Source organism: Bradyrhizobium betae (assembly GCF_008932115.1).
GTDB classification, from domain to species: Bacteria; Pseudomonadota; Alphaproteobacteria; order Rhizobiales; family Xanthobacteraceae; genus Bradyrhizobium; species Bradyrhizobium betae.
The window spans coordinates 63,579-87,025 of record NZ_CP044543.1 but is presented as its reverse complement, the minus strand read 5'-3'; the positions used below and the strand labels follow the sequence as shown (position 1 = coordinate 87,025).

The 23,447-nt window shown below is 65.6% G+C and carries 23 protein-coding genes; 6 read left to right on the top strand and 17 right to left on the bottom strand.

The features are described from left to right. Positions 1–4 precede the first annotated feature (4 nt). A complete protein-coding gene (locus tag F8237_RS00365; protein WP_151641877.1) occupies positions 5–946 on the top strand; it encodes a GlxA family transcriptional regulator in 942 nt (313 codons plus the stop codon). A 65-nt stretch (positions 947–1,011) separates the two neighbouring features. Here the strand turns inward: F8237_RS00365 and F8237_RS00360 are convergent, their stop codons facing one another. The 5 genes from F8237_RS00360 to F8237_RS00340 all read right to left on the bottom strand — a co-directional run bounded on the left by F8237_RS00360 (position 1,012) and on the right by F8237_RS00340 (position 5,500). After that, a complete protein-coding gene (locus F8237_RS00360) occupies positions 1,012–2,451 on the bottom strand; it encodes an outer membrane protein (RefSeq protein ID WP_151641876.1) in 1,440 nt (479 codons plus the stop codon). Positions 2,452–2,677: 226 nt separating this feature from the next. After that, positions 2,678–3,751, bottom strand: a complete 1,074-nt coding sequence (locus F8237_RS00355) for a Na+-dependent transporter (protein ID WP_244626050.1) — start codon at positions 3,749–3,751, stop codon at positions 2,678–2,680. 39 nt (positions 3,752–3,790) lie between these two features. Beyond that, the gene (locus F8237_RS00350; protein ID WP_151641875.1) at positions 3,791–4,201 is read right to left on the bottom strand and encodes a type II toxin-antitoxin system VapC family toxin; all 411 of its coding nucleotides are present in this window, start codon (positions 4,199–4,201) and stop codon (positions 3,791–3,793) included. Next, positions 4,201–4,458 carry a type II toxin-antitoxin system Phd/YefM family antitoxin gene (locus F8237_RS00345; protein ID WP_151641874.1) on the bottom strand — a complete coding sequence of 86 codons (258 nt, stop codon included), beginning with the start codon at positions 4,456–4,458 and terminating at the stop codon, positions 4,201–4,203. The genes F8237_RS00350 and F8237_RS00345 overlap by 1 nt, the downstream gene beginning before the upstream one ends. Positions 4,459–4,552: 94 nt before the next feature. Beyond that, a complete protein-coding gene (locus tag F8237_RS00340; protein ID WP_151641873.1) occupies positions 4,553–5,500 on the bottom strand; it encodes an alpha/beta hydrolase in 948 nt (315 codons plus the stop codon). A gap of 206 nt (positions 5,501–5,706) precedes the next feature. Between F8237_RS00340 and F8237_RS00335 the strand changes: the two genes are divergently transcribed. Then, entirely contained in the window at positions 5,707–6,741 is a 1,035-nt protein-coding gene (locus tag F8237_RS00335) for a DUF2155 domain-containing protein (RefSeq protein WP_162005818.1), read from the top strand. Positions 6,742–6,822: 81 nt separating this feature from the next. Here the strand turns inward: F8237_RS00335 and aat are convergent, their stop codons facing one another. The 10 genes from aat to F8237_RS00285 form a co-directional block, all read right to left on the bottom strand. Then, complete coding sequence (gene aat / locus F8237_RS00330) at positions 6,823–7,503, bottom strand: leucyl/phenylalanyl-tRNA--protein transferase (RefSeq protein ID WP_151641871.1); 681 nt, start codon at positions 7,501–7,503, stop codon at positions 6,823–6,825. Positions 7,504–7,567: 64 nt separating this feature from the next. Further along, a complete protein-coding gene (locus tag F8237_RS00325) occupies positions 7,568–8,671 on the bottom strand; it encodes a sensor histidine kinase (RefSeq protein WP_151641870.1) in 1,104 nt (367 codons plus the stop codon). Next, a complete protein-coding gene (locus F8237_RS00320; RefSeq protein WP_151641869.1) occupies positions 8,668–9,108 on the bottom strand; it encodes a response regulator in 441 nt (146 codons plus the stop codon). Before F8237_RS00320 ends, F8237_RS00325 begins: the two co-directional genes overlap by 4 nt. Continuing rightward, on the bottom strand, positions 9,105–10,622 hold the full coding sequence (locus tag F8237_RS00315) for a sensor histidine kinase (protein WP_151641868.1): 1,518 nt from the start codon (positions 10,620–10,622) through the stop codon (positions 9,105–9,107). The genes F8237_RS00320 and F8237_RS00315 overlap by 4 nt, the downstream gene beginning before the upstream one ends. Before the next feature lie 107 nt (positions 10,623–10,729). Further along, positions 10,730–12,088: an acetyl-CoA carboxylase biotin carboxylase subunit gene (accC, locus tag F8237_RS00310; RefSeq protein WP_151641867.1), complete on the bottom strand. Its 1,359-nt coding sequence runs from the start codon at positions 12,086–12,088 to the stop codon at positions 10,730–10,732. A gap of 81 nt (positions 12,089–12,169) precedes the next feature. After that, positions 12,170–12,658 (bottom strand): acetyl-CoA carboxylase biotin carboxyl carrier protein, encoded by a 489-nt coding sequence (accB, locus tag F8237_RS00305; RefSeq protein ID WP_151641866.1) that lies wholly within the window; start codon positions 12,656–12,658, stop codon positions 12,170–12,172. A gap of 36 nt (positions 12,659–12,694) precedes the next feature. Next, positions 12,695–13,162 carry a type II 3-dehydroquinate dehydratase gene (gene aroQ / locus F8237_RS00300; protein ID WP_151641865.1) on the bottom strand — a complete coding sequence of 156 codons (468 nt, stop codon included), beginning with the start codon at positions 13,160–13,162 and terminating at the stop codon, positions 12,695–12,697. Positions 13,163–13,409: 247 nt separating this feature from the next. Next, on the bottom strand, positions 13,410–14,252 hold the full coding sequence (locus tag F8237_RS00295; RefSeq protein WP_151641864.1) for a DUF1236 domain-containing protein: 843 nt from the start codon (positions 14,250–14,252) through the stop codon (positions 13,410–13,412). 214 nt (positions 14,253–14,466) lie between these two features. Then, complete coding sequence (locus F8237_RS00290; RefSeq protein ID WP_151641863.1) at positions 14,467–15,234, bottom strand: DsbA family protein; 768 nt, start codon at positions 15,232–15,234, stop codon at positions 14,467–14,469. Between the two features lie 97 nt (positions 15,235–15,331). Continuing rightward, entirely contained in the window at positions 15,332–16,732 is a 1,401-nt protein-coding gene (locus F8237_RS00285; protein WP_151650414.1) for a M48 family metalloprotease, read from the bottom strand. A gap of 224 nt (positions 16,733–16,956) precedes the next feature. On the opposite strand from F8237_RS00285, the gene F8237_RS00280 reads away from it, so the two are divergent. The 3 genes from F8237_RS00280 (at position 16,957) to F8237_RS00270 (ending at position 20,207) form a co-directional block, all read left to right on the top strand. Continuing rightward, positions 16,957–18,144: a pyridoxal phosphate-dependent aminotransferase gene (locus F8237_RS00280; RefSeq protein WP_151641862.1), complete on the top strand. Its 1,188-nt coding sequence runs from the start codon at positions 16,957–16,959 to the stop codon at positions 18,142–18,144. 86 nt (positions 18,145–18,230) lie between these two features. Further along, the gene (locus F8237_RS00275; RefSeq protein WP_151650413.1) at positions 18,231–18,785 is read left to right on the top strand and encodes a biotin transporter BioY; all 555 of its coding nucleotides are present in this window, start codon (positions 18,231–18,233) and stop codon (positions 18,783–18,785) included. A gap of 84 nt (positions 18,786–18,869) precedes the next feature. Beyond that, positions 18,870–20,207, top strand: coding sequence for a dicarboxylate/amino acid:cation symporter (locus tag F8237_RS00270; RefSeq protein WP_151641861.1), 1,338 nt, complete (start codon positions 18,870–18,872; stop codon positions 20,205–20,207). A gap of 153 nt (positions 20,208–20,360) precedes the next feature. Here F8237_RS00270 and F8237_RS00265 read toward each other — a convergent pair whose 3' ends face one another. Next, positions 20,361–21,239: an SDR family oxidoreductase gene (locus tag F8237_RS00265; protein WP_151641860.1), complete on the bottom strand. Its 879-nt coding sequence runs from the start codon at positions 21,237–21,239 to the stop codon at positions 20,361–20,363. A 93-nt stretch (positions 21,240–21,332) separates the two neighbouring features. On the opposite strand from F8237_RS00265, the gene F8237_RS00260 reads away from it, so the two are divergent. Continuing rightward, positions 21,333–22,163 carry a helix-turn-helix transcriptional regulator gene (locus tag F8237_RS00260; RefSeq protein ID WP_151641859.1) on the top strand — a complete coding sequence of 277 codons (831 nt, stop codon included), beginning with the start codon at positions 21,333–21,335 and terminating at the stop codon, positions 22,161–22,163. Here the strand turns inward: F8237_RS00260 and F8237_RS00255 are convergent. Continuing rightward, a complete protein-coding gene (locus F8237_RS00255; RefSeq protein WP_151641858.1) occupies positions 22,160–23,392 on the bottom strand; it encodes an NAD(P)/FAD-dependent oxidoreductase in 1,233 nt (410 codons plus the stop codon). The genes F8237_RS00260 and F8237_RS00255 overlap by 4 nt on opposite strands. Positions 23,393–23,447: the final 55 nt, after the last annotated feature.

Sequence of the window (23,447 nt, the reverse complement as noted above, 5' to 3'; positions counted from 1 at the left end):
CACCATGATCGGCATCCTGATCTTCCCCGATTTCCAGTTGCTCGATGCGGCAGGTCCCATCTCGGTGTTCGAGATCGCGGCGCGCGCCAGCGGCAAGACGACGACCGGGATCAAGGTGCTGGCGCTGAACGCGGGACTGGTGCGCAGCTCGTCCGGCGTCGAGATGATGGCGCGGGACTTCAAGTCGGCGAATGCGATCACGACACTCGTCATCGCGGGCGGCGCGGGCGTGGCGGATGCGGCCCGCTGCGAGGTCACGCGCGCTTTCGTGCAGCGGCTGGCCAGGCGCGGCGTGCGGGTCGCCAGCGTCTGCTCGGGCGCCTATGTGCTGGCCGAGGCCGGATTGCTCGACGGCCGCCGCGCCACCACGCATTGGGGACGCACGCGGGACTTCGTCGCACGCTATCCCAAGGTGAAGTTCGAGCCGGACCAGATCTTCACGCACGACGGCAACGTCTGGACGTCGGCGGGCATCTCCGCGGGCATCGATCTGGCGCTCGCGATGGTCACTGAGGACCATGGCGAGGAGATCGCGCAGCAGGTCGCGCGGCAACTCGTGCTGTATCATCGCCGCAGCGGTGGCCAGTCGCAATTCTCCTCGCTGCTGGAATTGAAGACGCCGAACGGCCGCTTCGGCGCGCTGCTGTCCTGGGCGCGCGAGAATCTGGATGCGCGATTGACCGTGGAAGATCTCGCCGACCGCGCCGGCATGAGCGCACGGCATTTTGCCCGAGCCTTCGCCGCCGAGACCGGCACGACGCCATCCAAGGCGATCGAACGGTTGCGGATCGAGGTTGCGCGCGAGCGCGTGCAGTCCTCGCGCGAAGCGATTGAACTGGTTGCGGAAGCGACCGGCTTCCGCGACCCCGAGCGCATGCGCCGCGCCTTCATCCGCGCGTTCGGCCAGCCGCCGCAGGCGCTGCGGCGTGCGGCGCGGGCGGGGTAGGAGAATGCAGGTCGTGCGTTAGTCCCGGCGCAGGCTGGGCCTGCTCGCGCTCGCGGAGCGACAGCTCAGTCCATCAGCTTGTAGTTCAGGCCGATGCGAATGAGATCGTTGCGAACAGTGGACTGCGTTCCTTGCGCGGCGGTCCCGAACACGACGGCCTGATAATTGAAGGTGTTGTTCATGTTGCCGAGATCGGCGTGCAGATATTCGATCTTGCCGGTCCACCGTCCGGTCAGCCACGCTTCCAAGCCTGCGCCTGCCACCCAACCGGTCTTGGTCAGCTTGAAGTTCGCGACGTCCGTTCCCAGTCCAACGTCGGTCTCGCCGATCTCGGCGAAAGCAGCGCCCCCGGTGACATACAGCAGATAGCCGCGTTGCGCCCAGCCCACTCGTGCGCGCGCCGTTGCGAACCAGTTGAACTTCTGGGAAAGAGTGTCGTAGGCAACGGTGTCCTTCTGTCCGCTCCAGGCCGCATCGCCCTCGAGGCCGAACACGATGTGATCAAGTTGCCAGGCATAGCCAATCTGGCCTCCTGCGAGCGCGCCCTGCAGTGAGGCCTTATCTCGCGCATAAGACGAGGTGTAATGCGTGAGCTCGCCGGGAAGCGGAGCAGCGGCTGGGTCGAAATAGTAGAATTGCTTGAACGATGTGTTGCCGGCGCCGTAGCCGCCGTTGAGGCCAGCGTAAAGTCCGCTCCAGCGCCAAGCCGTCATGGCCGGATCGGGCTGAGGCAAGCCTGTGCCAGATCCATCCAGCAGACGGTAGTTCAGACCGATGCGAACGATGTTGTCGGTGACGCGGCTATCGACACGATCGACGAAGTCGAAGCCGAAGTTGCCGCTGGAAGCGGAAACGCGTCCCGCCACTGTGCTGGGTTTGAATTCGAGATGAAGATATTCAAATTTGACAGTCCATGCCTGGGACAAGCGTCCTTCTATGCCGCCGCCGAGCGCCCAGCCACCCAGGACATGCCGTTGAATCAGTGACGAGGGAAGATCATCACGCACCACGGTTGTCGTCTCACGGACGCCAGCCCAAGCCGCACCGCCGGTCAGGTACAGCAAGGTGTCAGCATTCGCCAGACCGACCCGGCCTCGCGCCGTCGAGAACCATTGAACGTCGTGTTGATACAGATTGGCGGCGTTCTCCTGGTTCCAGTTCTGGAAGCACTCCACGCCTCCGCAGGCGGTGTCGCGCTGACCGCTCCATTGCAAGTCCCCTTCGAGACCCCATACGAAACGGCCCATCTGCCAGTTGTAGCCGAGTTGCGCGCCGAAGATGGCGCCCGATGGCAGGACGCGCCCCTGCGCCGGTGGCAGAGCGAGGTCGGGATATTCCCGAACCGTATCCCGTCCGAAGCTGTAGCCTGCGTTGACGCCGCCATAGAGGCCGCTCCAGCTCCAGAGAGCCGGCGGCGGGGCCTTGTATTTTACGGGGAGGTCGGCGGCAGACGCTGCGCAACAGGATGCGAGCAAAATCGCTGTAGAGAAGCCAGCAAGCTTCATATGAATAATTCCAATGTAGGTACGGCGTGCCGACGGCTTGATGGAATCGCCGTGGACATTAAATCACGGGACGTTGGGCTTTGCTGTTGTGCGCTCGCCACACCTGTGAATTTACAGTCTAAGGTAGCGGGGCGAGCCCAAGCCTCGGACGATCCATTTTTCGTACGTCGCCTCAAAAGTAGGCAGGCTCGAGAGAGCCTACGGCGAACTGCCCGCGGCGGCTGCGCTAGAGCTTCGGTTCTGATTGAATCAGAACTGAAGCTCTAGATTCTTGTTTTGACGCGTTTTCTTCACGCGAACCGGTATCCACTTCGCTCGAAAACGCTCTAGCCGTCTCCGCCCGTGCCGTCAGCCGCCGCGCGATCGGCGTCAGCATGTAGGGTGCCAGATGGATCGGAAACTGCGTCATCGCGAAATAGAGCCAGGTGGTGGGCGGCAGCGCGCCGGCGGTCGCGGCCAGCATCAGGCCCAGATTGCGCTGTGACACCATCAGGCCGAGCGCCAGCGCGCGCTCATAGCCGATGCGGCGGAACAGCAGCGTGGTCACTGCGAGCAGCGTGAAATAGATCGCGAAGGACAGCGCCGCGAGGCCGATCGTGAACAGCGGCTGAGTCAAGAGGTCGGTCACGACATCACCCATGATCGCGGCCGCGAAGACCAGCAGGATGATGATGTTGAAGCCGTCGATTGGCTTCTTGTGACGCTGGATCGCCTCCGCGCCGAAGGTCCATCGGATCAAGGTCGCGGCCAACAGCGATGCCGCGAGGATGCCTGATAGCTTCAAGCCCAGTGCCGGCGGCGAGATGCTAAGCATGTCGCCGAGGAAGAGGCCGGCGAACAGCGAGGCCGTGAATGGCACCAGCGCGGTCGAAGCCACCAGCGTGACCAGCACGAGCGTGGCATCGAGGCCCATCAGCGCGGCCAGCGCGGGCGCTGCCATCATCGGCGAGGCCATGCCCTGCAGCATCAGCGCGAGGAACAGGCCGGGCGAGCGGCTGGTGAGCCCGGTGGCATGGGCGATCAGCCCGACGATCAGCGGCACGCCGATCGTGGTCCAGACCGTCGCGGTCGCGACCAGCGCCGGCCGGCGCAGATGGTGGTGGAGCGCGGCGAGATCGACCCGCATGAAGGAGATGCTGAGCAGAACGAAGATCGCTTCGGTGATGTAGGGCCGCAGCAGCACGCCCAGTGGCGGCACCGCGACTGCGACGAACACGACGGCGGCGACCGCGCGGGTGCCCTGGCCGCCGAGCCAGGTCAGTGCGCGCAGGGGGAAGGCGCGCAAAACAGCAGAGTTCATTCTGGAGTGTCCGGGATAGCGACGCGAGGGCGAGGCTGGCTACTTGCCTTCAAATGGATTGACGATGCGGACTCCGGCCGGCTTGAAGTCCGACACATTGCGCGTCACGACGGTCAGCCCGTGTTCGAGGGCCGTGGCGGCGATCATGAGGTCGGCGCTTTCGTTGCCGAGCGCGGCACTGAGAGTCCCCCAGCGGCGTGCGGTCTGGAGATCAAACGGCAAGATTTGTGCGCCGTAGAGAGCGAGAAGGCGATCCAGCCAGGCGGCGAGCGCATCTGCAAAGCTCGGATCCGCAGCGCGTTGACGCGCGATTCCGCGTTCGATTTCGCCGATGCTGACGACACTCAGGAAAAGATCGGGCGTTCGCTGCCGCTCCATCCAGGCGACCACGGACGGGTTGCGTCTGGTCCGACGCAGTTCGGACAGCGTGACGGTGTCGAGCAGAAACATCAGAGGCCGATGTCACGATTTGCGATGCGTGCGCGTGGAAATTCCTCGTCGTCTTGCGGCATTTCAAGAAGCAGATCGGAAAGAGAGGGCGCCCGCGCGCGTTGCAGTTCCTGCAAGCGTTCAAACTCCGCGGCATTCAGGATGACCACAGTGGGTTTGCCATGCCGCGTCACCGTCTGCGGCGCGCGCTGCGCCGCATTGACCACCTCGCTGAAGCGGTTTTTTGCGTCCTGCACGGACCAGACTCGCTTGGACATGCTTGGTCTTTCTGGCTAGAAATTCTAGCTAAAATATGCAGCTCGCCGGTGGCTTCGTCAAGGGACAGGCCAACGCCCGCGGACCATCACGCATCTAGCCCAATCCCTTCAGCCACGCGCCAATCTCGCTGACGGCGACATTGGCCTGTTGCAGCAATTTGCCCATCGTGAAGAAGCCATGGAACTGGCCGGGATAGTGCTTGGTCGTGACGGGCACGCCGGCCTGCTTGAGGCGCGCGGCATATTCGTCGCCTTCGTCGCGCAAGGGATCGGCGCCGGCGGTCAGCACATAGGCCGGCGGCAGGCCGGCAAGGTTCTGCGCGCGCGCCGGCGAGGCCCGCCAGTCGTGGATATCGGCGACGCCGTTCAGATAATGATCGCGGAACCAGCGGATCACCGAATGGGTCAGCAGCACGCTGGTCTCGGGCTCGCTGTGCGAGCCGTGCGTCATGGCGAAATCGGTCGCCGGGTAGATCAGGACCTGGCCGGCGATTTTCGGACCATCGCCGTCACGCGCCGCGAGCGCGACCACGGCCGCAAGGTTGCCGCCGGCGCTGTCGCCGCCGATCGAGAGGCGCGCGGCGTCGATGCCGAGCTCGCGCGCGTTCGCGGCGATCCATGTCGTGGCGGCGATCGCGTCATCGGCGGCGGCCGGAAATTTGTGCTCGGGCGCGAGGCGATAGTCGACCGAGATCACGATCAGCGCGCCTGAAACGGCGAGCTGGCGGCAGACGACGTCGTGGGAGTCGAGGTCGCCGATCACCCAGCCGCCGCCGTGGAAGAACACCAGCGCGGGCGACAGGCCGTTCTGCAGACGTGGCTGCTTCGGCACATAGATGCGTGCCGGGATCGTGCCGTGCGGCGCCGGGATCGCAAGCGGCGCCACGCGCGCCAACTCCGGCGCGTCAGGATTGGTGGCAAAGCGCGCCTGCGCGTAATAGGCGCGCGCTTCGTCCGCGGTCAGGCTCTCGTAGGCGGGGCGGCCGGCCTCCTGGAAGGCCTTGTAGACGGCGGCGGCATCGGGATCGAGCACGACGGGCATGGCGGGGGACCCTTGAGGTTCTGGTTATGGTTGGACGCAATCTTCGGGGGCGATGCCCGCCTCGGCCCCGGGGAGGAGCGTCTCGACTATCCCATTCGGCCGCCGCTCTGGCCAGATGGCACCGGGCAGGGCAGGAATGCCGCCCTTTCCCCGCCGTATTCGCCGTGTTAACCGGATGGCCTGCGAGCGGCGGTATCCCCTGTAGAATGTCCAGCAAGCCCGATTCGCTGTTGAAGCCGCGCGAGACAATGGTTCGAACCTTTACCCTGACAGGTCTTGCGGCGCTTCTGGCCGCCACCGCATTGACGGTTGCGACTCCCGCGCAGGCGCAGATCGGCACGATCTTCTCCGATCCGCCGCCGCGGCCGCCCGGCGCGATCCCGCGTGGCCAGCCGCAGCCGCAGATCCCCGACGACGACGAAGAGGTCCCCGAACTGCCGCCGCAGGGCCGTGTGCTGCCGTCGCGCCCGATGGCGCCGCCGCCGGGACGGCAGGGTAACGTGATGCCGGGGCCGGTCGAGACCCAGCCGCTGGCGCCGCCGCCGGGCTCCACCGCCGCGCCGCCAAACCAGGTGCCGCCCGTCGCGGTCGCGCCGTCCAATCCGCAGGGCGCCCCGGGTGCGCCCGGTCAGCGCCAGCCCCAGCAGAAGGGCGGGCCGGTGCCGCAGACGCCGGCGAGCCTGCAGCCGGGCGACGAGGTCGTGACCGAGCCGCCGGCCCAGAAGATCGTGAACAAGAAGGCGACCTTCTCGGGCCTCGACAAGATCACCGGGCGCATCATCAATTTCGACGAGGATATCGGCGAGACCGTCCAGTTCGGCGCGCTCAGGGTCAAGACCAACGCCTGCTACACACGGCCGGCGACGGAGGCCACCAACACCGACGCCTTCGTCGAGGTCGACGAGATCACCTTGCAGGGCGAGGTGAAGCGCATCTTCTCGGGCTGGATGTATGCGGCAAGCCCGGGCCTGCACGGCGTCGAGCATCCGATCTACGACATCTGGCTGACCGACTGCAAAGAGCCGCAGCAAACCATCGCGACCGCGGCGCCCGATCCCGCGAACAAGCCGGCCACGCCACCGCCGCCGCCCGCGCAGAAGAAGGCCGCGCCCAAGCAGGCCGTGCAGCAGCGCCCGCCGCAGCCCTTGCCGCCGATCCAGCAGCAGCAACCGGCGCCGCCACCGCCTCCGCCGCCGGAGCAGCGTCCGGGTCTGTTCGGTATTCCCGGGTTTGGCCGGTAAGGCTCACCTTATTGGGTTCGGCAAGCTGCCCTTGGTCAACCTCTCCCCGACGGGGAGAGGTGAACAGAGTCCCGTCGCCGATTATTGCCGTGAAGCGATGATCTCGAGCGCGCGTGCGCCCGGGATCGCGGCGCCGTCGGCGAGCCTGAGGAAATCGCCGGGCTCGCCGGCGAGCGCCTTGTCGAGCAGCACGGTGTAGCGCCGCCGCGGAATCTCGACCGCGCCAAAACTCTTCAAATGCTCAGTGACGTATTGCGTGTCGAGCAGCTCGAAGCCGCCATGGATGAGCCGCGCGACCAGGTGCACCAGCGCGACCTTCGAGGCATCGCGCGCGGTGTGAAACATGCTCTCGCCGAAGAAAGCGCGTCCGAGGCTGACGCCGTAGAGGCCGCCGACGAGATCGTCGCCCTGCCAGGCCTCGACGCTGTGGCAATGGCCGAGGTCGTAGAGGCCGCCATAGAGGTCACGGATGCGCTTGTTGATCCAGGTGTCTTCGCGTCCGGCCTGCGGCGCGGCGCAGCCGGCGATGGTCGCCTTGAACGCGGTGTTGACGGTCACGCGAAACAAATCCGAACGCACGGAGCGCGCGAGCCGCGAGGCGACGCGAAATCCCGCGAGCGGGATCACGCCGCGCAATTCAGGCTCGACCCAGAACAGGGTCGGATCATCGGCGCTTTCGGCCATCGGAAAGATGCCGCAGGCATAGGCCCGCAGCAGCACGGCCGGCGTGATTTCAGACGAAGCGGAGTCGCGCGAAGTCATGGTTCGCAACAATAGCAGGATCGCGGTGGGGTTGCGATGGTGAGAAACCCCGTGCAATCGCGGGTCAGCTCGCCGCGGCGCTGCTCGCCCGGTCGAGCGTCGTTGGCACGCGGCGGAACTTGAGGAGAATGCGGGTGCCGGAATGGGCGGGGTCGCGCTCGACGGTGGCATCCAGCTTGGTGGCCATCGCCGCGACGATGCGCTGGCCCATGCCGGTGGAGCGCGGATCGGCCTTGACCTTGTCGCCGACGCCGTCATCGGCGATCGACAGCAGGAGATCGTCGCCCTGCGAGGTCAGCTCGACATGGATCGGGCCGGCGCCGTCGGGATAGGCGTATTTCACCGCGTTCATCACCAGCTCGTTGACGATGATGCCGACGGCGACCGCGCGGTCCGGATCGATCTCGATCGCCTCGGCCTTCACCGTCAGGCGCGACATCCGGTTGCCTTCGGCCGAGCGGCGCAAATCCTCGAGCAGGGAGTCCAGATATTGATTGAGGACGACGCTCTTCAGATCTTGGGAGGTGTATAGGCGGCGATGCACCTGCGCCACCGCGGCGACGCGGCCCATCGCATTGGTGAGCGCCGCCTTGACCTCGTCCTGGCCGGCGGAGCTTGCCTGAAGATGCAGCAGCGAGGCGATGATCTGGAGCGAGTTGCCGACGCGGTGGTTGACCTCGCGCAGCAACAGCTCGCGTTCGGCGGCGAGCGCCGCGTAGCGGTCGCGCGAGGCGTGGATCTCGGCTTCGGCTTCCTCGCGCGCCTTCTGCAATTCGGCCTGGCGCAGCGCGCCGTCGGCGGCGACGTGGAGCAGCGGGATGAAGTCGCCCTTGACGTCCTTGACGAGATAGTCGGCCGCGCCCGCCTTCAGCGCGGTAACCGCGATGCTGGAATCCTGCGACGCGGTGACGAACACCACGGGCGGCGCGCCGGCGATCGCCATGATCTGCTCGAGCGTCTCCAGCCCATCGAGGCCGGGCATGTACTGGTCGAGCGCCACGACGTCGATGCCGCCCTCGATCAGCGCGCGACGGATGCGCTCGAGGCCTTCCTCGCCGCTGGCGGCATGGACGACCTTGTAGCCGCGCCGCGTCAGGCCGCGATCGACCAGGCGCGCCAGCGCCGCGTCGTCGTCGATGTAGAGCAATGTGGGCGTGCGCTGGTTCATGAGGCGGCGGGCGGGACCTGGATGACCGAGAAGAACAGACCGAGTTGCCGGATGGCGTTGGCGAAATTCTCGTAGTTGACGGGCTTGGTGATGTAGACGTTGCAGCCGAGCTCGTAGCAGCGCTTGATTTCCTGGGAGTCGTCGGTGGTGGTCAGCACCACCACGGGCGAGGCCTTCAGATATTTGTTTTCCTTGATCTGCTTGAGGATATCGATCCCGGTCATGTCGGGGAGATTGAGGTCGAGCAGGATCAGCAGCGCGTTGCCCTTCTGCGCAAGCCCGCTGCCGTCGGCGCCGAACAGGTGCTTCATCGCATCGGTGCCGTTGGTGAAGGGGATGATCTCGTTGTTGACGCCGGAACGGCGGATGTTGCGCTCGATCAGCCGCGCATGTCCCTCGTCGTCCTCGATCATGATGATGCTGACAGGCAGAGTCATTGGTCCGAGTTCCGGTTGCTGGCGTTCCAGTTGATGGGCAGCGTAATGGTGAAGGTGCTGCCCGTATTCAGTTCCGACGATACCGACATGGTGCCCCCGAGGCGGCGTACAAGTGCACGCACATGCGCAAGACCGATGCCCTGACCGGGTTTGTCCTGGGTTCCCGCACGCCGGAACAGATCGAAGATCCGCTGATGATCCTTCGGGTCGATGCCGCGGCCGTTATCGCTGATCTCGAAGATAGCGTATCCGAGCTTGGTGCGCCCCCGGATTCTGATCTCGCCGGGAACGCCGTTGTTGAGATACTTAATCCCGTTGTCGATCAGGTTGGAGAAGATCTGCTCCAGCGCAAGGCGGTCGCTGACGATATTGGGCAGCGGTTCGACGTGGATCTCGGCCTGCGCCTCGGAGGCCTGATGCGCCAGCGTCGACACGATCGCCTCGATCAGATCCCGCGTGTCGATCTTCACCGGCTCGAATTCGCGCCGGCCCTCGCGGGTGAGATTGAGGATCGCCGAGATCAGGCGGTCCATCTTGGCGATCGACGACTTGATGAAGCCGAGCGCTTCGGAGAAATCCGCCGAAAGCTGCTTGTCGGGGCCTTCGAGCGCGATCTCGCCGGCGGCCGGCGGCGGCCCGCCGTTCGCGGCCTGGGTGAGGCCGCCGATGCGGCGGAAGATGTCGCCGCTGAGCTCCTCGAGTTCGCTGGTAAAGCCCATGATGTTGACCAGAGGCGAGCGCAGATCGTGGCTGACGATATAGGCAAAGCGCTGGATCTCGTTGTTGGCCTCGCGCAGGTCAGCCGTGCGCTCGTCGACGGTGGCCTCCAGGTTGAGATTGGCGTCGCGCAGGCGTGACTCGGCCCGGTCGCGGGCGCGCGAGGACTGGCGCACCAGCAGGACCGACCCGAAGGCGAGGGCCAGGACCATCCCCGAGCCGGCAATGGTCACGGAGGAGGCGAGCTTCTGGGTCCGGTCGGCGGTCTCGGTCCGCTCCCTGAACAGACGGTCCTCTTCGCTCCGCATCTCGCGGCCGACCTGGGCGATGGTCTCGACCGCTCCGGTCGAGGTGCCGTTGCGCAGCGCGGTCACGGCGGTCGCGACATCGTTGTTGGTGACACGCTCGATGCTGCGGGCGAATTCCGACAGCCGCTGCTCGACGGCCTTGCGCAGCTTGGCCATGTTCTGGATCTGCGCCGCATTGTCGCGCGTGAGCCGGCCGAGCTGATCGAGGGCCGGCAGAACGTTGGCGGCCGCCGTTTGGTATTCCGCAAGGAACTGGGGCCCGCCGGACAGCAGATAGGCCCGGGTGGCACTTTCCGCCCGGCGAATTTCCAGCAGGACGGTCGAGATCTGGTTCTCCGACTCGACCGTATGCACGACCCAGGAATTGTCTTCCCGCGCCTTGTTGACCAGCAGGATCGACGCGACGCTGATCGCGACCAGCACCAAAAACCCCGCCGAAAGCAGCAGGATTTGCATCACGGTGCGCCGCCGCTGTGCGTCGGCCGTCACGATTGTTCAACCTTGTAACGCTGAGTGAAGTGCAAACTAGCCCCTTGGAACTGTCCCCAACCGTCCAGAACGCGGCCGGGGACCAGGGGTTCCATGCGTGGGAAGAATTATTTCGCGGCGGGGGCTGCCTTGCCGGCGAGATACTGCTCCAGCCAGTGGATGTGGTAGTCGCCGTTGATGATGTCGCCTTCGCGCACCAGGTCGCGGAACAGCGGCAGCGTCGTCTCGATGCCCTCGACCACCATCTCGTCCAGCGCCCGGCGCAGCCGCATCAGGCATTCGGCGCGGGTCTTGCCGTGCACGATCAGCTTGCCGACGAGGGAGTCGTAATAGGGCGGGATGGTGTAGCCCTGATAGACCGCGGAATCGATGCGGACACCGAGCCCGCCCGGCGGGTGGTATTGCGTGATGCGGCCCGGCGAAGGCCGGAAGGTCTGCGGGTTCTCGGCGTTGATGCGGCACTCGATCGCGTGGCCGATGATCTGGATCTCGTTCTGCTTGGCCGGCAGATCGCCGCCGGCGGCGATGCGGATCTGCTCCAGCACGAGGTCGATGTCGGTGATGCTCTCGGTAACGGGATGCTCGACCTGGATGCGGGTGTTCATTTCGATGAAGTAGAACTCGCCGTCCTCGAACAGGAATTCGATGGTGCCGACGCCGAGATATTTCATCTCGCGCATCGCCTTGGCGCAGGTCTCGCCGATCTTGGCGCGCGCCGCCGCGGCCAGCACGGGCGAGGGGCCTTCCTCCCAGACCTTCTGGTGACGGCGCTGCAGCGAGCAATCGCGCTCGCCGAGATGGATCGCGCCGCCGCGGCCGTCGCCGAGGATCTGGATTTCGATGTGGCGCGGCTTCTGGAGATATTTTTCGAGATAGACGGATGCATCGCCAAAGGCGGATTTGGCCTCGTTGGCCGCCGTCGACAATGCCACCTGAAGGTCGGCCTCGCTCTGCGCGACCTTCATGCCGCGTCCGCCGCCGCCGGCCGCCGCTTTCACCAGCACGGGAAAGCCGATCTTCCGGGCGATCGCCATCGCGTCGTCCTCGGGGCCGACCGCGCCGTCGGAGCCGGGTACCACGGGAATGCCGAGCTTCCTGGCGGTCTTCTTGGCCTCGATCTTGTCGCCCATCAGGCGGATATGCTCGGCCTTGGGGCCGATGAAATGCAGATTGTGCTCGCCGAGGATCTCCGCGAAGCGCGCGTTCTCGGACAGGAAGCCGTAGCCGGGATGCACGGCGTCCGCGCCGGTGATCTCGCAGGCCGCGAGCAGCGCGGGCACGTTGAGATAGCTATCCTTGGACGGCGGCGGTCCGATGCACACGCTTTCGTCCGACAGGCGCACATGCATGGCGTCGGCGTCGGCGGTCGAGTGCACGGCGACGGTGGCGATCCCGAGCTCCTTGCAGGCGCGCAGGATGCGAAGGGCGATCTCGCCGCGATTGGCTATGAGGATCTTGTCGAACATTTTGCCTCAGGGGGCGAATAGGGAATAGCGAATGGCGAATGGGGCGGAGCAGCTATTCGCTACTCGCACTTCGCCACTCCCTCACTCAATAATAACGAGCGGCTCACCGAACTCGACGGGTTGGCCGTCCTCGACCAGGATCTGCGTCACCGTGCCGGCGCGCGGCGAGGGGATCTGGTTCATGGTCTTCATGGCTTCGATGATCAGCAGCGTCTGGCCGACCGAGACCTTGCTGCCGACCTCGATGAACGGTTTTGCGCCGGGCTCCGGCGCCCAATAGGCGGTGCCGACCATCGGGGATGTCACGGCGCCCGGATGCTTCGACAGGTCGGGCGCGGCAGCCGCAGGTGCGGCGGCTGTGGCGATCGCCACGGGCGCTGCGTGCGCCATCGGCGCCGGCATCGTCGCGGCGACGCTGATGTTGCGGGCGACGCGCAGGCGCAGGCCGGCGCGTTCGATCTCGATCTCGGTGAGGCTGGTCTCGTCGAGCAGGAGTGCGAGCTCGCGGACGAGCGCGGAATCCTCGCTGGAAAACTTTGCGGCTGCTTTGTCGTCTGGCTGGCGCGCCATGTTCTTTATCCGAATGTTCTGTGTGAAGAGGGAGCGTCAGGCTTTGGGCTTGATGCCGAGCTTGGCGGCAAGGCCCTGAATGGCGAGGCGGTAGCCCTCGATACCGAAACCGCAGAGCGAGGCGAACGCCGCGCGTGCGGTGTAGGAGTGATGGCGGAAACTTTCGCGGGCATGGATATTGGTCACGTGCACTTCGACGGTCGGAATCTGCACCGCGAGCAGCGCGTCGTGCAGCGCGATCGAGGTGTGCGAATAACCGCCGGCATTGATGATGATGCCCTTCATCCTGCGGGCATGCGCCTCGTGGATGAAGTCGATCAGCTCGCCCTCGCGGTTGGACTGCCGGCAGTCGGCCTTGAGGCCGAACGCCGCGGCCGTCTCCCGGCACAGCGTCTCGACGTCGGCCAGCGTGGCATGGCCGTACTTCTCGGGCTCGCGCGTCCCCAGCATGTTGAGGTTCGGCCCGTTGAGAACGAGGATCGTGTCGGTTGCAGGTTCAGCCATTCAAATCCCGGCGGAGGTGCTTCGGCGTGGCGGGGTTATAGGTAACAAAGCGCGTGAGGGGAAGCCTTGAAGGGCCTCCCGGAGGCCTTCAGGCACCTCATCCTGGGTGCAAAAACCTGTGCGCAAGCTACGGAAATTGCTTGTTAACCAGTCCGAAGCATGGCTGTCGGGCGGGTGAGCCGTCCAATACGCCAAAAGCCCCTGCCGATCTCTCGGCAAGGGCTCATTGGTGCGTCAGCCAGGCGGCTTAGCCTTCGATGATGTACACGATCTCGCGCGTCTGCGGACGAACGATGATGTACTGGCCGCGAACGTAGATCACGTCATAGCCGCGCCATTCCGGATAGATCTCGACGATCCGGGGCGGGAGCGGGTGGAAGCGAACGGACGCCGGGATGGCGGCACCGACCGAGATGTTGAAGTTGACGTTGGTGGTCTCTTCGATCTTGGTCGACTTGATCGCGGTGGTGATTTCGGTCCGCTTCTCGGGCGGCGGAGCGGAAGCGGTCGCCGAGGCGGTGCCGGTCGTGGTCTGGGACTTCGTGTCACCAGCCTTGGTGTCGGCAGCAGCCTTGCTGTCCGCGCCCTTGGTCTGGGCGTTCATGTTGCCGCTCTTGGTGTCGGTCTCGGTGCTCTTCTGAGTGCTGTTGGACTTGTCCATCTGGGACTTGTCCATCGTGCTCTTCGACTTGTCCTGCATGGACTTGTCCTGCGCGCCCTGAGCGTGCTCGCCCTTCGCCGCGCCGGCCTTCTCGTCAGCCGCGTTCTTGTTCATCGGGCCGGACTTTTCCATCCCGCCGGACTTCTCCATGGCGCCGGATTTCTCCATCGCACCAGACGACTTCTCCTCGGCAGCTCCGCCGGGCTTCATGGCGCCGCCGGCCTGGCCGACCGTGCCCTTCTCGGCGGGAGCGGCGGATTCCTTGCCCATCGCGCCACGTTCAGCCGCGCCGCCGGCGGGCTGCGAATGTTGCGTCGGCTGCGCAGCGGCGCCGCCGCCGTCGCGGTTCATGGTGCCCTGAGCGTTCGCCAGACCGGTGCCGGCGAAGAGCGCGAGCGCGGCGACCGAGATCATAAAGCGGTTCGACATAAATTTCTCCTCACGTGTTTCTTTGCGTCATTGCCCGCGCCAACAACGAAAGGAGGTATCAGGAGTTCCGGAACATCTGCGGTTCCGCGGCATTTGTTTCTTGAACGCCAGATGAATGCGCGCGTCCGATTTCGGCGCAATGAAAAGGCCGGCTTCTCAGCCGGCCTTTTGTGATGGTCGATGTCGTGAATGCGATCAGCAGGTCGCCGCCGTGTTAGCAGGTCGCCTTGCCGCAGCGGGCGACGCCGATCTTTTCCCTAAGGCCCTCGAGGCCGACGGCGCCGATCACGATCTGCTTGCCGATCACGTAGCTCGGCGTGCCGTTCATGCCCATCGCCTCGGCGAGCTTGAAGTTCTCCTCGATGGTGGCGCGCACCTCGGGACTGCCGAGGTCCTTCTCGATCTTCGCGGTGTCGAGGCCGGCTTCCTTGGCCGCCTGAAGCGCGCGCGCCTTGTCGGCGGCACCGCGGCCGCCGAGCAGCTTCTGGTGGAAGTCGAGATATTTCTTGCCGGAGGGATCCTGCATGCGGACGGCGACGGCGACCTGCGCGGCTTCGACCGAGCCCTGGCTCAGCACCGGAAACTCCTTGAGCACGACCTTCAGCTTGGGATCGCCCTTCATGAGGTTGAGCATGTCGTCCATCGCGCGCTTGCAGTAGCCGCAATTGTAATCGAAGAACTCGACGAAGGTGACGTCGCCGTCCTTGTTGCCGAGCACGACCTGATGCGTCGAGTTGAAGATTGCATCCGAGTTCTGCGCGATGCTGGCCTCGTGCTTCTGCGTCTCGGCCGCGGCCTGGCGCTTGGTGAGCTCGGCCATCGCTTCCTCGAGCACCTCGGGATGGGTGACGAGGTAGTTCTTGACGATTGCCTCGATGTCAGTGCGCTGGGTATCGGAGAAGCTGTCGGCCGACGCGGGCACGGTCGCACCGAACATGGCGAGCGCAAACAGCGCGGGAGCAAGCAGGCGCAGCGAAGGCATAGGCAAATCCTCTTATCCAAAGCAGGTTTCGGAAAACGTCCCGGGGGACTTAAGCTTGGGTCGTGACGTCGTGGTGTCAGGCGTCGTTCGGGTCGAGCTAGTTTCGGGACGGCTTGGCCGCCACGATGTCGTCGGCCTTGACCCATCCGGGCGTGCCGACGGCGAAACGGGTTTTTGCGCGCGTGGCGAGCTCGCGGGCGGTCTTGTTGTCGCCGCGCAAGTAAGCGGCCTGCGCGGACGCCAGATCGGCCTCGGCATAGTCGCCCTTCCGGCCATAGGCCATCGCAAGCTGGGTATAGCCGAGCACAGCCTCGGGCTCCCGTGCCACCGCGGCGCGGAGAATCCGAACGGCGTCGTCCGTGTAGGCCTTATTATCAGTTCCAACCAGAGCCTGCCCAAGTAACATCTCGATGAGGGGCGAATTGTTCGAGAGCTGCACTGCCTTGCGCAGGGCAGGAATCGCCTCGGCAGGCTTGCCGCTCTCCAGCAGGGCCTGGCCGCGGACCTCGTAGAAATACGCGTTGTTGGGCTGGACCTGGATCAGCGCGTCGATCTGGGCGAGCGCGCTGCGCAGATCACCGTGCAGATAGGTGCTGATGGCACGGGCATAGCGTGCCGGCATGCTGTCGTTGGTCTGCGGATAGCGGCGATACACGGTCTCCGGCCGTTCCATGAAGGCCGAGATCTTGGCGCGCACCATGTCGTGGCGGAGCTGCAGCGCCGGATCGTCCTTCTTGTCCCAATAGGGGCTCGAGCTGGCGAACTCCTGAAGCGAGGCGACGCGCTCGGCGGGCATCGGGTGCGACTGCAGATAGGGATCAGCGCCGCGCGCGGCGAACAGGCTCTCGCTGGTGAAGCGCTTGAAGGTCTCGTACATGCCCTTCGGCGATTGCTGGGTCGCGGTCAGGAACTTGACGCCGGCGCGGTCGGCATTCTCCTCCTGCTGGCGCTGGTAGGACAGCAGCGTCCGGCGGATCATCTCCTGGGGGCCCGCGATCGCGGCGGCGCCGGCATTGGCAAGCCCGTTGTTGCCGGCGCTGCTGCCACGTGTGGTGCCGGCGACCATCGCGCCGGCGCCGAGCAGCATCGCGATGATCATCTGGGTCTGGGCGTTGGCGAGCTGCTCGCGCAGCTTGGACAGATGGCCGCCGGCCAGATGCCCGGTCTCGTGCGCGAGCACCCCGATGATCTGGTTCGGCGTCTCCGACTGCAGGATCGCGCCGTAATTGACGAAGATGCGGCGGCCGTCGGCGACGAAGGCGTTGAACGAGCCATCGTTGACGATCACCATCTGGATGTTCTGCTTCTCCAGGCCGGCGGCGCGCAGGATCGGTCGGGTATATTCGCGCAGTAACTGCTCGGTCTCGGTGTCGCGCAAGACCGGTGGCCCCTTGCCCTGCGCATGCGCCGCCGGCATCGGTAACAGCGCGATCGCCGCCGCGGTGACGAGGGCGGTGAGGGCAGTGGCCGTCTTGCGCAAAGCGATCTGGAGCAACATCAGGCGGACATGGTCAACAAGGGGCTTGGTCAACAAGGGGCTTGGTCAAACGGTCTTGAAAAGCGGTTTGGTGTTTGGTTTTGGCGATTGGCGGCGGACCGGATACGCGATATGCCCTTCCAAGCCGTATCCTTATGAGCCGTACAATGCGGCCAGTCTGGGGCGCAAGCGCCCCGTTTCCCGGACCGGAACCGACCGGTTCGCCAGCGAAATAGCAGAATTCGATGCACGATGCGACATTGAGGAACCGGTTGGGGCAGTGGCTCGAGCCCTCCCGCCGCAGCGACGTCCCCCCGTTCATGGTGATGGACGTAATGGCCGCGGCAGCCCGAATCGAGGCGGCCGGAGGCCATGTCATCCATATGGAGGTCGGCCAGCCCGCGACGGGCGCTCCGAAGACCGCGGTTGCGGCCGCCCATGCGGCGCTTGAGGCGGGGCGGATCGATTATACCTCTGCGCTCGGCATCCCCAGCCTGCGCGCACGCATCGCGCAGCATTATCGTGATGCCTATGGCTGCGACGTCAGCCCCGAGCGGATCGTGGTGACCACAGGCTCGTCCGGCGGGTTCATCCTCGCTTTCCTGTCGATGTTCGAGCCCGGCGATCGCGTCGCCGTGACTGTGCCGGGCTATCCGCCTTACCGTCATATCCTGACCGCGCTCGGCTGCGAGCCGGTGCTGATCGAGACCACCAACGAGACGCGCCACGCGCTGACCGGCGAGGCGCTGCTGGCCGCTCATCGCAAGGCGCCGCTGAAGGGCGTGCTGGTCGGAAGCCCGGCCAACCCGACGGGCACGATGATGTCCCGCGAGGCGCTCGCCGGCCTGATCGCGGCGTCAGAGGACGCCGGCATCCGCTTCATCTCCGACGAGATCTATCACGGGCTCGATTACGCATTTCCGGCGGTGACAGCAGCCTCGCTGTCCGAGCACGCACTCGTGATCAACTCGTTCTCGAAGTATTTTTGCATGACCGGCTGGCGCGTCGGCTGGATGGTCGTGCCTGACGTGCTGGTGCGGCCGATCGAACGGCTCCAGCAGAACCTGTCGATCTCGGTGCCGTCGCTGTCGCAGATCGCGGCCGAAGCGGCCTTCGACGGTGCGGCCGAGATGGAGGAGATCAAGCACGGCTATCAGGAAAACCGGCGGATTCTGATCGAGGGACTGCCCAAGGCTGGCCTCAGCAAGTTCCTGCCTGCCGATGGCGCCTTCTATCTCTACGCCGACGTCTCCGACTTCACCTCCGACAGTTTCGAGTTCGCCAAGCAGATGCTCGAGCAGGCCCATGTTGCGGCAACGCCAGGGCTCGATTTCGACCCCATCCACGGCCGCTCATTCGTACGGCTCTCCTATGCACGCTCGGCTGATGAGATGCGGGAGGCGGTTGACCGGATCGCTCACTGGCTTAAATAGCCGCCAGTTTCGACAGCCTTCTGGAGTGCATCTTGTCTGACCGTTCCGCGCCCACCGTCGTCCCTCATTCTCCTCTCGCCGCAATGATGTGGCCGACCCGTCCGGGCGAAAGCGTAGGCGCCTTGCGCGCCGTGGTGCTGATCGCGCTCGGCACCGCCTTGATGACGTTGTCGGCCAAGGTGAACCTGCCGCTGCCGTATGTGCCCATGACGTTGCAGACGCTGGTGGTGCTGATGATCGGCGCCGCCTATGGCTGGCGCCTCGGCAGCGCAACCATGATCGCCTACCTCGCCGAAGGCGCGATGGGGCTGCCGGTGTTCGCCGGCCCGGTCGGTGGGATTGCACCGCTGGTCGGCCCGACCGCCGGCTATCTGTTCGGCTTCATTGGTGCTGCCTTCGTCACCGGCTGGCTCGCCGAGCGCGGCTGGGATCGCAGCGTCGTGCGGCTGTTTGCGGCGATGGCGGTCGGCCACGTCGTCATTCTGGCCGCGGGCTTCGGCTGGCTGGCCTTTGGTCTCGGTCTTGGCGTGGCCAAGGCCTGGCAGGTCGGCTTGTTGCCGTTCATCGCCGGCTCGCTGGTCAAGAACGCGCTTGGCGCGACACTGATGCCGGCGGCGCGCCGGATCGTCGATCGCCGGTAAGGCGTCGATTCCGACCAGTTCCAATTGACAGGGCCGGCCAAGTTGATCTTGGCTGGCCTCTGAGTTTGAGGGGGGAGTGAGACGATGACGACGACAACGATGACGGCGGGAACGCCGGTCGCGCCAAGCGCGGCCAAGCCGTGGTACAAGGTCCTCTATGTCCAGGTGCTGATCGCCATCGTGCTCGGCGCCATCGTCGGCTGGCTCTGGCCCTCGGTCGCCACCAATGAGTGGATCAAGGCGCTCGGCGACGGCTTCATCAAGCTGATCAAGATGGTGATCGCCCCGATCATCTTCTGCACCGTGGTCTCGGGCATCGCCCACATCCAGGACGCCAAGAAGGTCGGACGCATCGGCGTCAAGGCGCTGGTCTATTTCGAGGTCGTCTCGACATTCGCCCTGGTGATCGGACTCATCATCGGCAATCTGGTGAAGCCGGGCGCAGGCTTCGGCAATGCGGCGGCCAACGAGGCGGCGGTTGCAAATTACGCCAAGCAGGCCGCCGGTCAGAAGTCTGTCGACTTCGTGCTGCATATCATTCCGGACACCGTGGTCGGCGCCTTCGCGCAGGGCGAGATCCTGCAGGTGCTGCTGTTCTCGGTGCTGTTCGGCTTCGCGATCATGAGCCTCGGCGAGCGCGGCCACACCATCCGCAGCTTCATCGACGACGCCGCGCACGCGGTGTTCGGCGTCATCTCCATCGTGATGCGTGCGGCGCCTATCGGCGCGTTCGGCGCGATGGCCTACACGATCGGCAAGTTCGGCACCGGCGCGATCCTCAACCTGATCGGGCTGATCGCCACGTTCTACGTCACCGCCGCGCTGTTCATCTTCGTCGTGCTCGGCATCATCGCGCGGTTCGCCGGATTCTCGATCTTCAAGTTCCTGGCCTACATCAAGGACGAACTGCTGATCGTGCTCGGCACCTCGTCGTCGGAAAGCGCGCTGCCGTCGCTGATGGAAAAGCTCGAGCGGCTCGGCTGCTCCAAGTCGGTGGTCGGCCTCGTGGTGCCCACGGGCTATTCGTTCAACCTTGACGGCACCAACATCTACATGACGCTGGCGACGCTCTTCATCGCGCAGGCACTTGGTTTCGACCTCACCTTCGCCCAGCAGCTCACGATCCTGGTCGTGGCGATGCTGACCTCGAAGGGCGCTTCCGGCATCACCGGCGCCGGCTTCATCACGCTCGCCGCCACGCTGGCCGTGGTCGATCCGCGGCTCGTGCCGGGCATGGCGATCGTGCTCGGCATCGACAAGTTCATGAGCGAGTGCCGCGCGCTGACCAACCTCTGCGGCAACGGCGTAGCCTGCGTGATCGTCGCCTGGTGGGAGGGCGAGCTCGATCGCGACAAGCTCAATGCTGCCCTCGCCAGGCAGATCGATCCGACCGACATGGAAACCGCGATCACGACGGACTGATCTTGTTCGATCCGTCATCCTGAGGCGCGAGCGGAGCGAGCCTCGAAGGATGCACGGCCGAGATGCGGCCGGGCCGTCGCCCTTCGAGGGCCGCTGGCGCGGCCACCTCAGAGTGACGGGAATGTCTGCTGTCTTGGACGGCGCAACGCGCCGTCAGACCTTGAAGTAATAGGGCTGGTCGAGATCCTCGATCAGCCCTTTTTCCTTGGGCTCCCAGCCGAGCAAAGCGCGCGTCTTCGCACTCGAGGTCGGAACGTCGACGGATGCGAACCGCGCGAACCAGCCGAAATGCGCTTCGGCTTCATCCGCGGATTTCGAGACCACGGGCACGCCGAGCCGCCGGCCGATCACTTCCACAATCGCCTTGAACGGCACGCCTTCCTCGGCGATCGCATGATAGTGCTTCGCGGTGGCACCTTGCTCCAGCGCGAGGCGGTAGACGCGCGCGGCATCGATGCGATGCGCGGCCGGCCAGCGGTTGCTGCCGTCGCCGATATAGGCGGCCACGCCTTTCTCGCGCGCGAGATTGATGAGGATCGGAACGAAGCCGTGATCGCCTTCACCATGCGTGGACGGTGGAAGCCGGACCGCGGCGGCGCGGACGCCGGCCAGCGACAACGCGGCCGATTCCGACACGCGCGGGAAGTGTTTGGCGGCATCGTCGTCCTCGGTCGCGAGCCGTCCGGGCGCGAGCAGGGCGACGCCTGAGGTGACGATGAGCGGCCGTTCGGAGCCCTTCAACTCCTCGCCGAGCGCCAGGATGGCGCGATGGTCCAGCTCGCAATTGTCGAGGAATTTCGAGAAGTCATGATTGAAGCCGAGGTGCAGGACACCGTCGGAGGCGGCCGCGCCGCTGCGCAGCGACGCATGATCTTCCAGCGAGCCGCGATGGACGCCGGCGCCCATGGCCGCGAGCGTCGCGGCCCCCGCGTCCGAGCGGGCCAGGCCGGTGACGCTGTGGCCGGCGGCGATCAGGTCCCGCACGACGGCGGAGCCGACGAAGCCGGTGGCGCCGGTGACGAATACACGCATGAGGCAATCTCCAGAGGGTTGGTGGCGGCAACCATCTGCGCTACGATTATCCGGGTAAAGTAGTGATATTATCAGGGTATAATAGCTAACAGGATGAGCGAGACCACGACCGCCGAAAACCTGCTCGGGACCTACCTGAAGGACCGCCGCACCCGGCTCGATGCCGCCGCGTTCGGCTTGGCCGGCAGCCGGAGGCGCACGCCCGGGCTGCGCCGCGAGGAGGTGGCCCAGCGCGCCAATATCAGCGCGACCTGGTACACGTGGCTGGAGCAGGGACGCGGCGGGGCGCCGTCGGCGGACGTGCTCGACCGCATCGCCCGTGCGCTGATGCTGACCGACGTCGAGCGCGAGCATCTGTTCCTGATTGGGCTCGGTCGCCCGCCCGAGGTGCGTTACCAGGCCACGGAAGGCGTCTCGCCACGGCTGCAGCGCGTGCTCGATGCGCTCGCCTTCAGCCCGGCGCTGGTGCGGACCGCGACCTGGGACGTCGTCGCCTGGAACCGGGCGGCGAGCGTCGTGCTGACGGACTATGGCGCGATCCCGCCGGGACAGCGCAACATCCTGCGCTTCATCTTCTGCGATCCGCGCGTGCGTGCTGCGCAATATGATTGGGACAGTGTCGCCCGCTTCGTGGTGGCGGCCTTCAGGGCGGACGCGGCGCGGGCAGGCGCCGTCTCGCATGTCGCCGATTTCGTCGACGAGCTCTGCCGCACCAGCCCGGAATTCGCCGCGCTCTGGCGCGACAACGACGTGCGCCATCATGGCGACGGCACCAAGCGGCTGAGGCACCCCGTCCACGGCACCATGTCGTTCGAATATTCGAGCTTCAACGTCGAGGGCCGCTCCGACCTCAGCATGATCGTCTACAACCCGGCGACGCCGGAGGACGCCGAGCGGATCAAAAAGCTCATGGCCGAGCGCTAGAACCGGTCCGGCCGGTATGGCGCCGGATCGATCGCCGGCGTCTCGCCGTTCATCATCTCCGCGAGCAGGCGTCCCGTTGCCGGCCCGAGCGTAAAGCCCTGGTGGCCGTGGCCGAAATTCATCCAGAGGCCGGGGTGGCGCGGGGCGGGGCCGAGCACGGGGAGCATGTCGGGCGTGCAGGGGCGCGTGCCGAACCACGGATCAGGCTCGACGCGCATGCCAAGGTCGATCAGCTCGCGGCCGGAGGCTTCGGCGCTGGTGAGCTGCACGGGTGTTGCGAGCGCGTCCGGCCCGGTCAACTCGGCGCCGGTGGTGATGCGGATGCCCTTGGCCATCGGGCCCATGGCGTAGCCGCGTGCGGTGTCGACCAGTGGCAGGTCGAGCGAATTGCCGCCGCTGTAATGCATGTGGTAGCCGCGCTTGCGCACCAGCGGAATGCGGTAGCCGAACTTCTGCAACAGATCAGGCGACCACGGCCCGAGCGTCACGACGGCTGCGGCGGCATCGATGCGGCCCCTGTCCGTGTCGACGGACCAGCCGGTCGCGGTCTGCTGCAAGGTCTGGGCATCGCCGACCAGGATGGTGCCGCCGAGGCGCTCGAACAGATCGGCATAGGCCGTGACCAGCGCGCCGGGATCGGACACGGTCCAGGTGTCGAGCCAGTGAATGGCGCCGGGGAGATCGTCGCGCAGGATCGGCTCGGCCTTTGTCAGTTCGCTGCCCGAGAGCACGCGAAAATTCACGCCGAAATCGCGGCGGTTTTCCTCCGCCGTCTGGATCGCGAGATCGAATGCTGCGGGGTCGCGATGCAGCATGCGGTAGCCGGCGCGCCGGATGAGATTGTCGGCATGGGCTTCGCGAATGAGAACGTCGTGCTCGCCGGTCGCATAGGAGATCAGGCGCGCCCACGCCGCGATCGCTTCGCGATGCCGCTTCGGCGCCGAATGCCACCAATAGCGGAGCAGGGGCTCGATATGGAGGTGAAGCGAGGACAGGCTGTAGCGTACGTCGTTGGTGCGGCCGGTCGCGATCTTCATCAGCGTGGCGAGGTCGCGCGGCATCGGATAGGGCCGTACGGCTTCCGCCTGGATCATGCCGGCATTGCCGTAACTGGTCTCGCGGCCCGGCTCCCTGCGATCGACCAGCATCACCGACCAGCCGCGCCGTTGCAAATGGAGCGCGGCCCCCACGCCCACCATACCGCCACCGAGAACGATCGCACTTTTCATTCGAATGACCTCGCCAAATCAAAACCGCCCGGCTTGGCCGGGCGGTTTCGTCTGG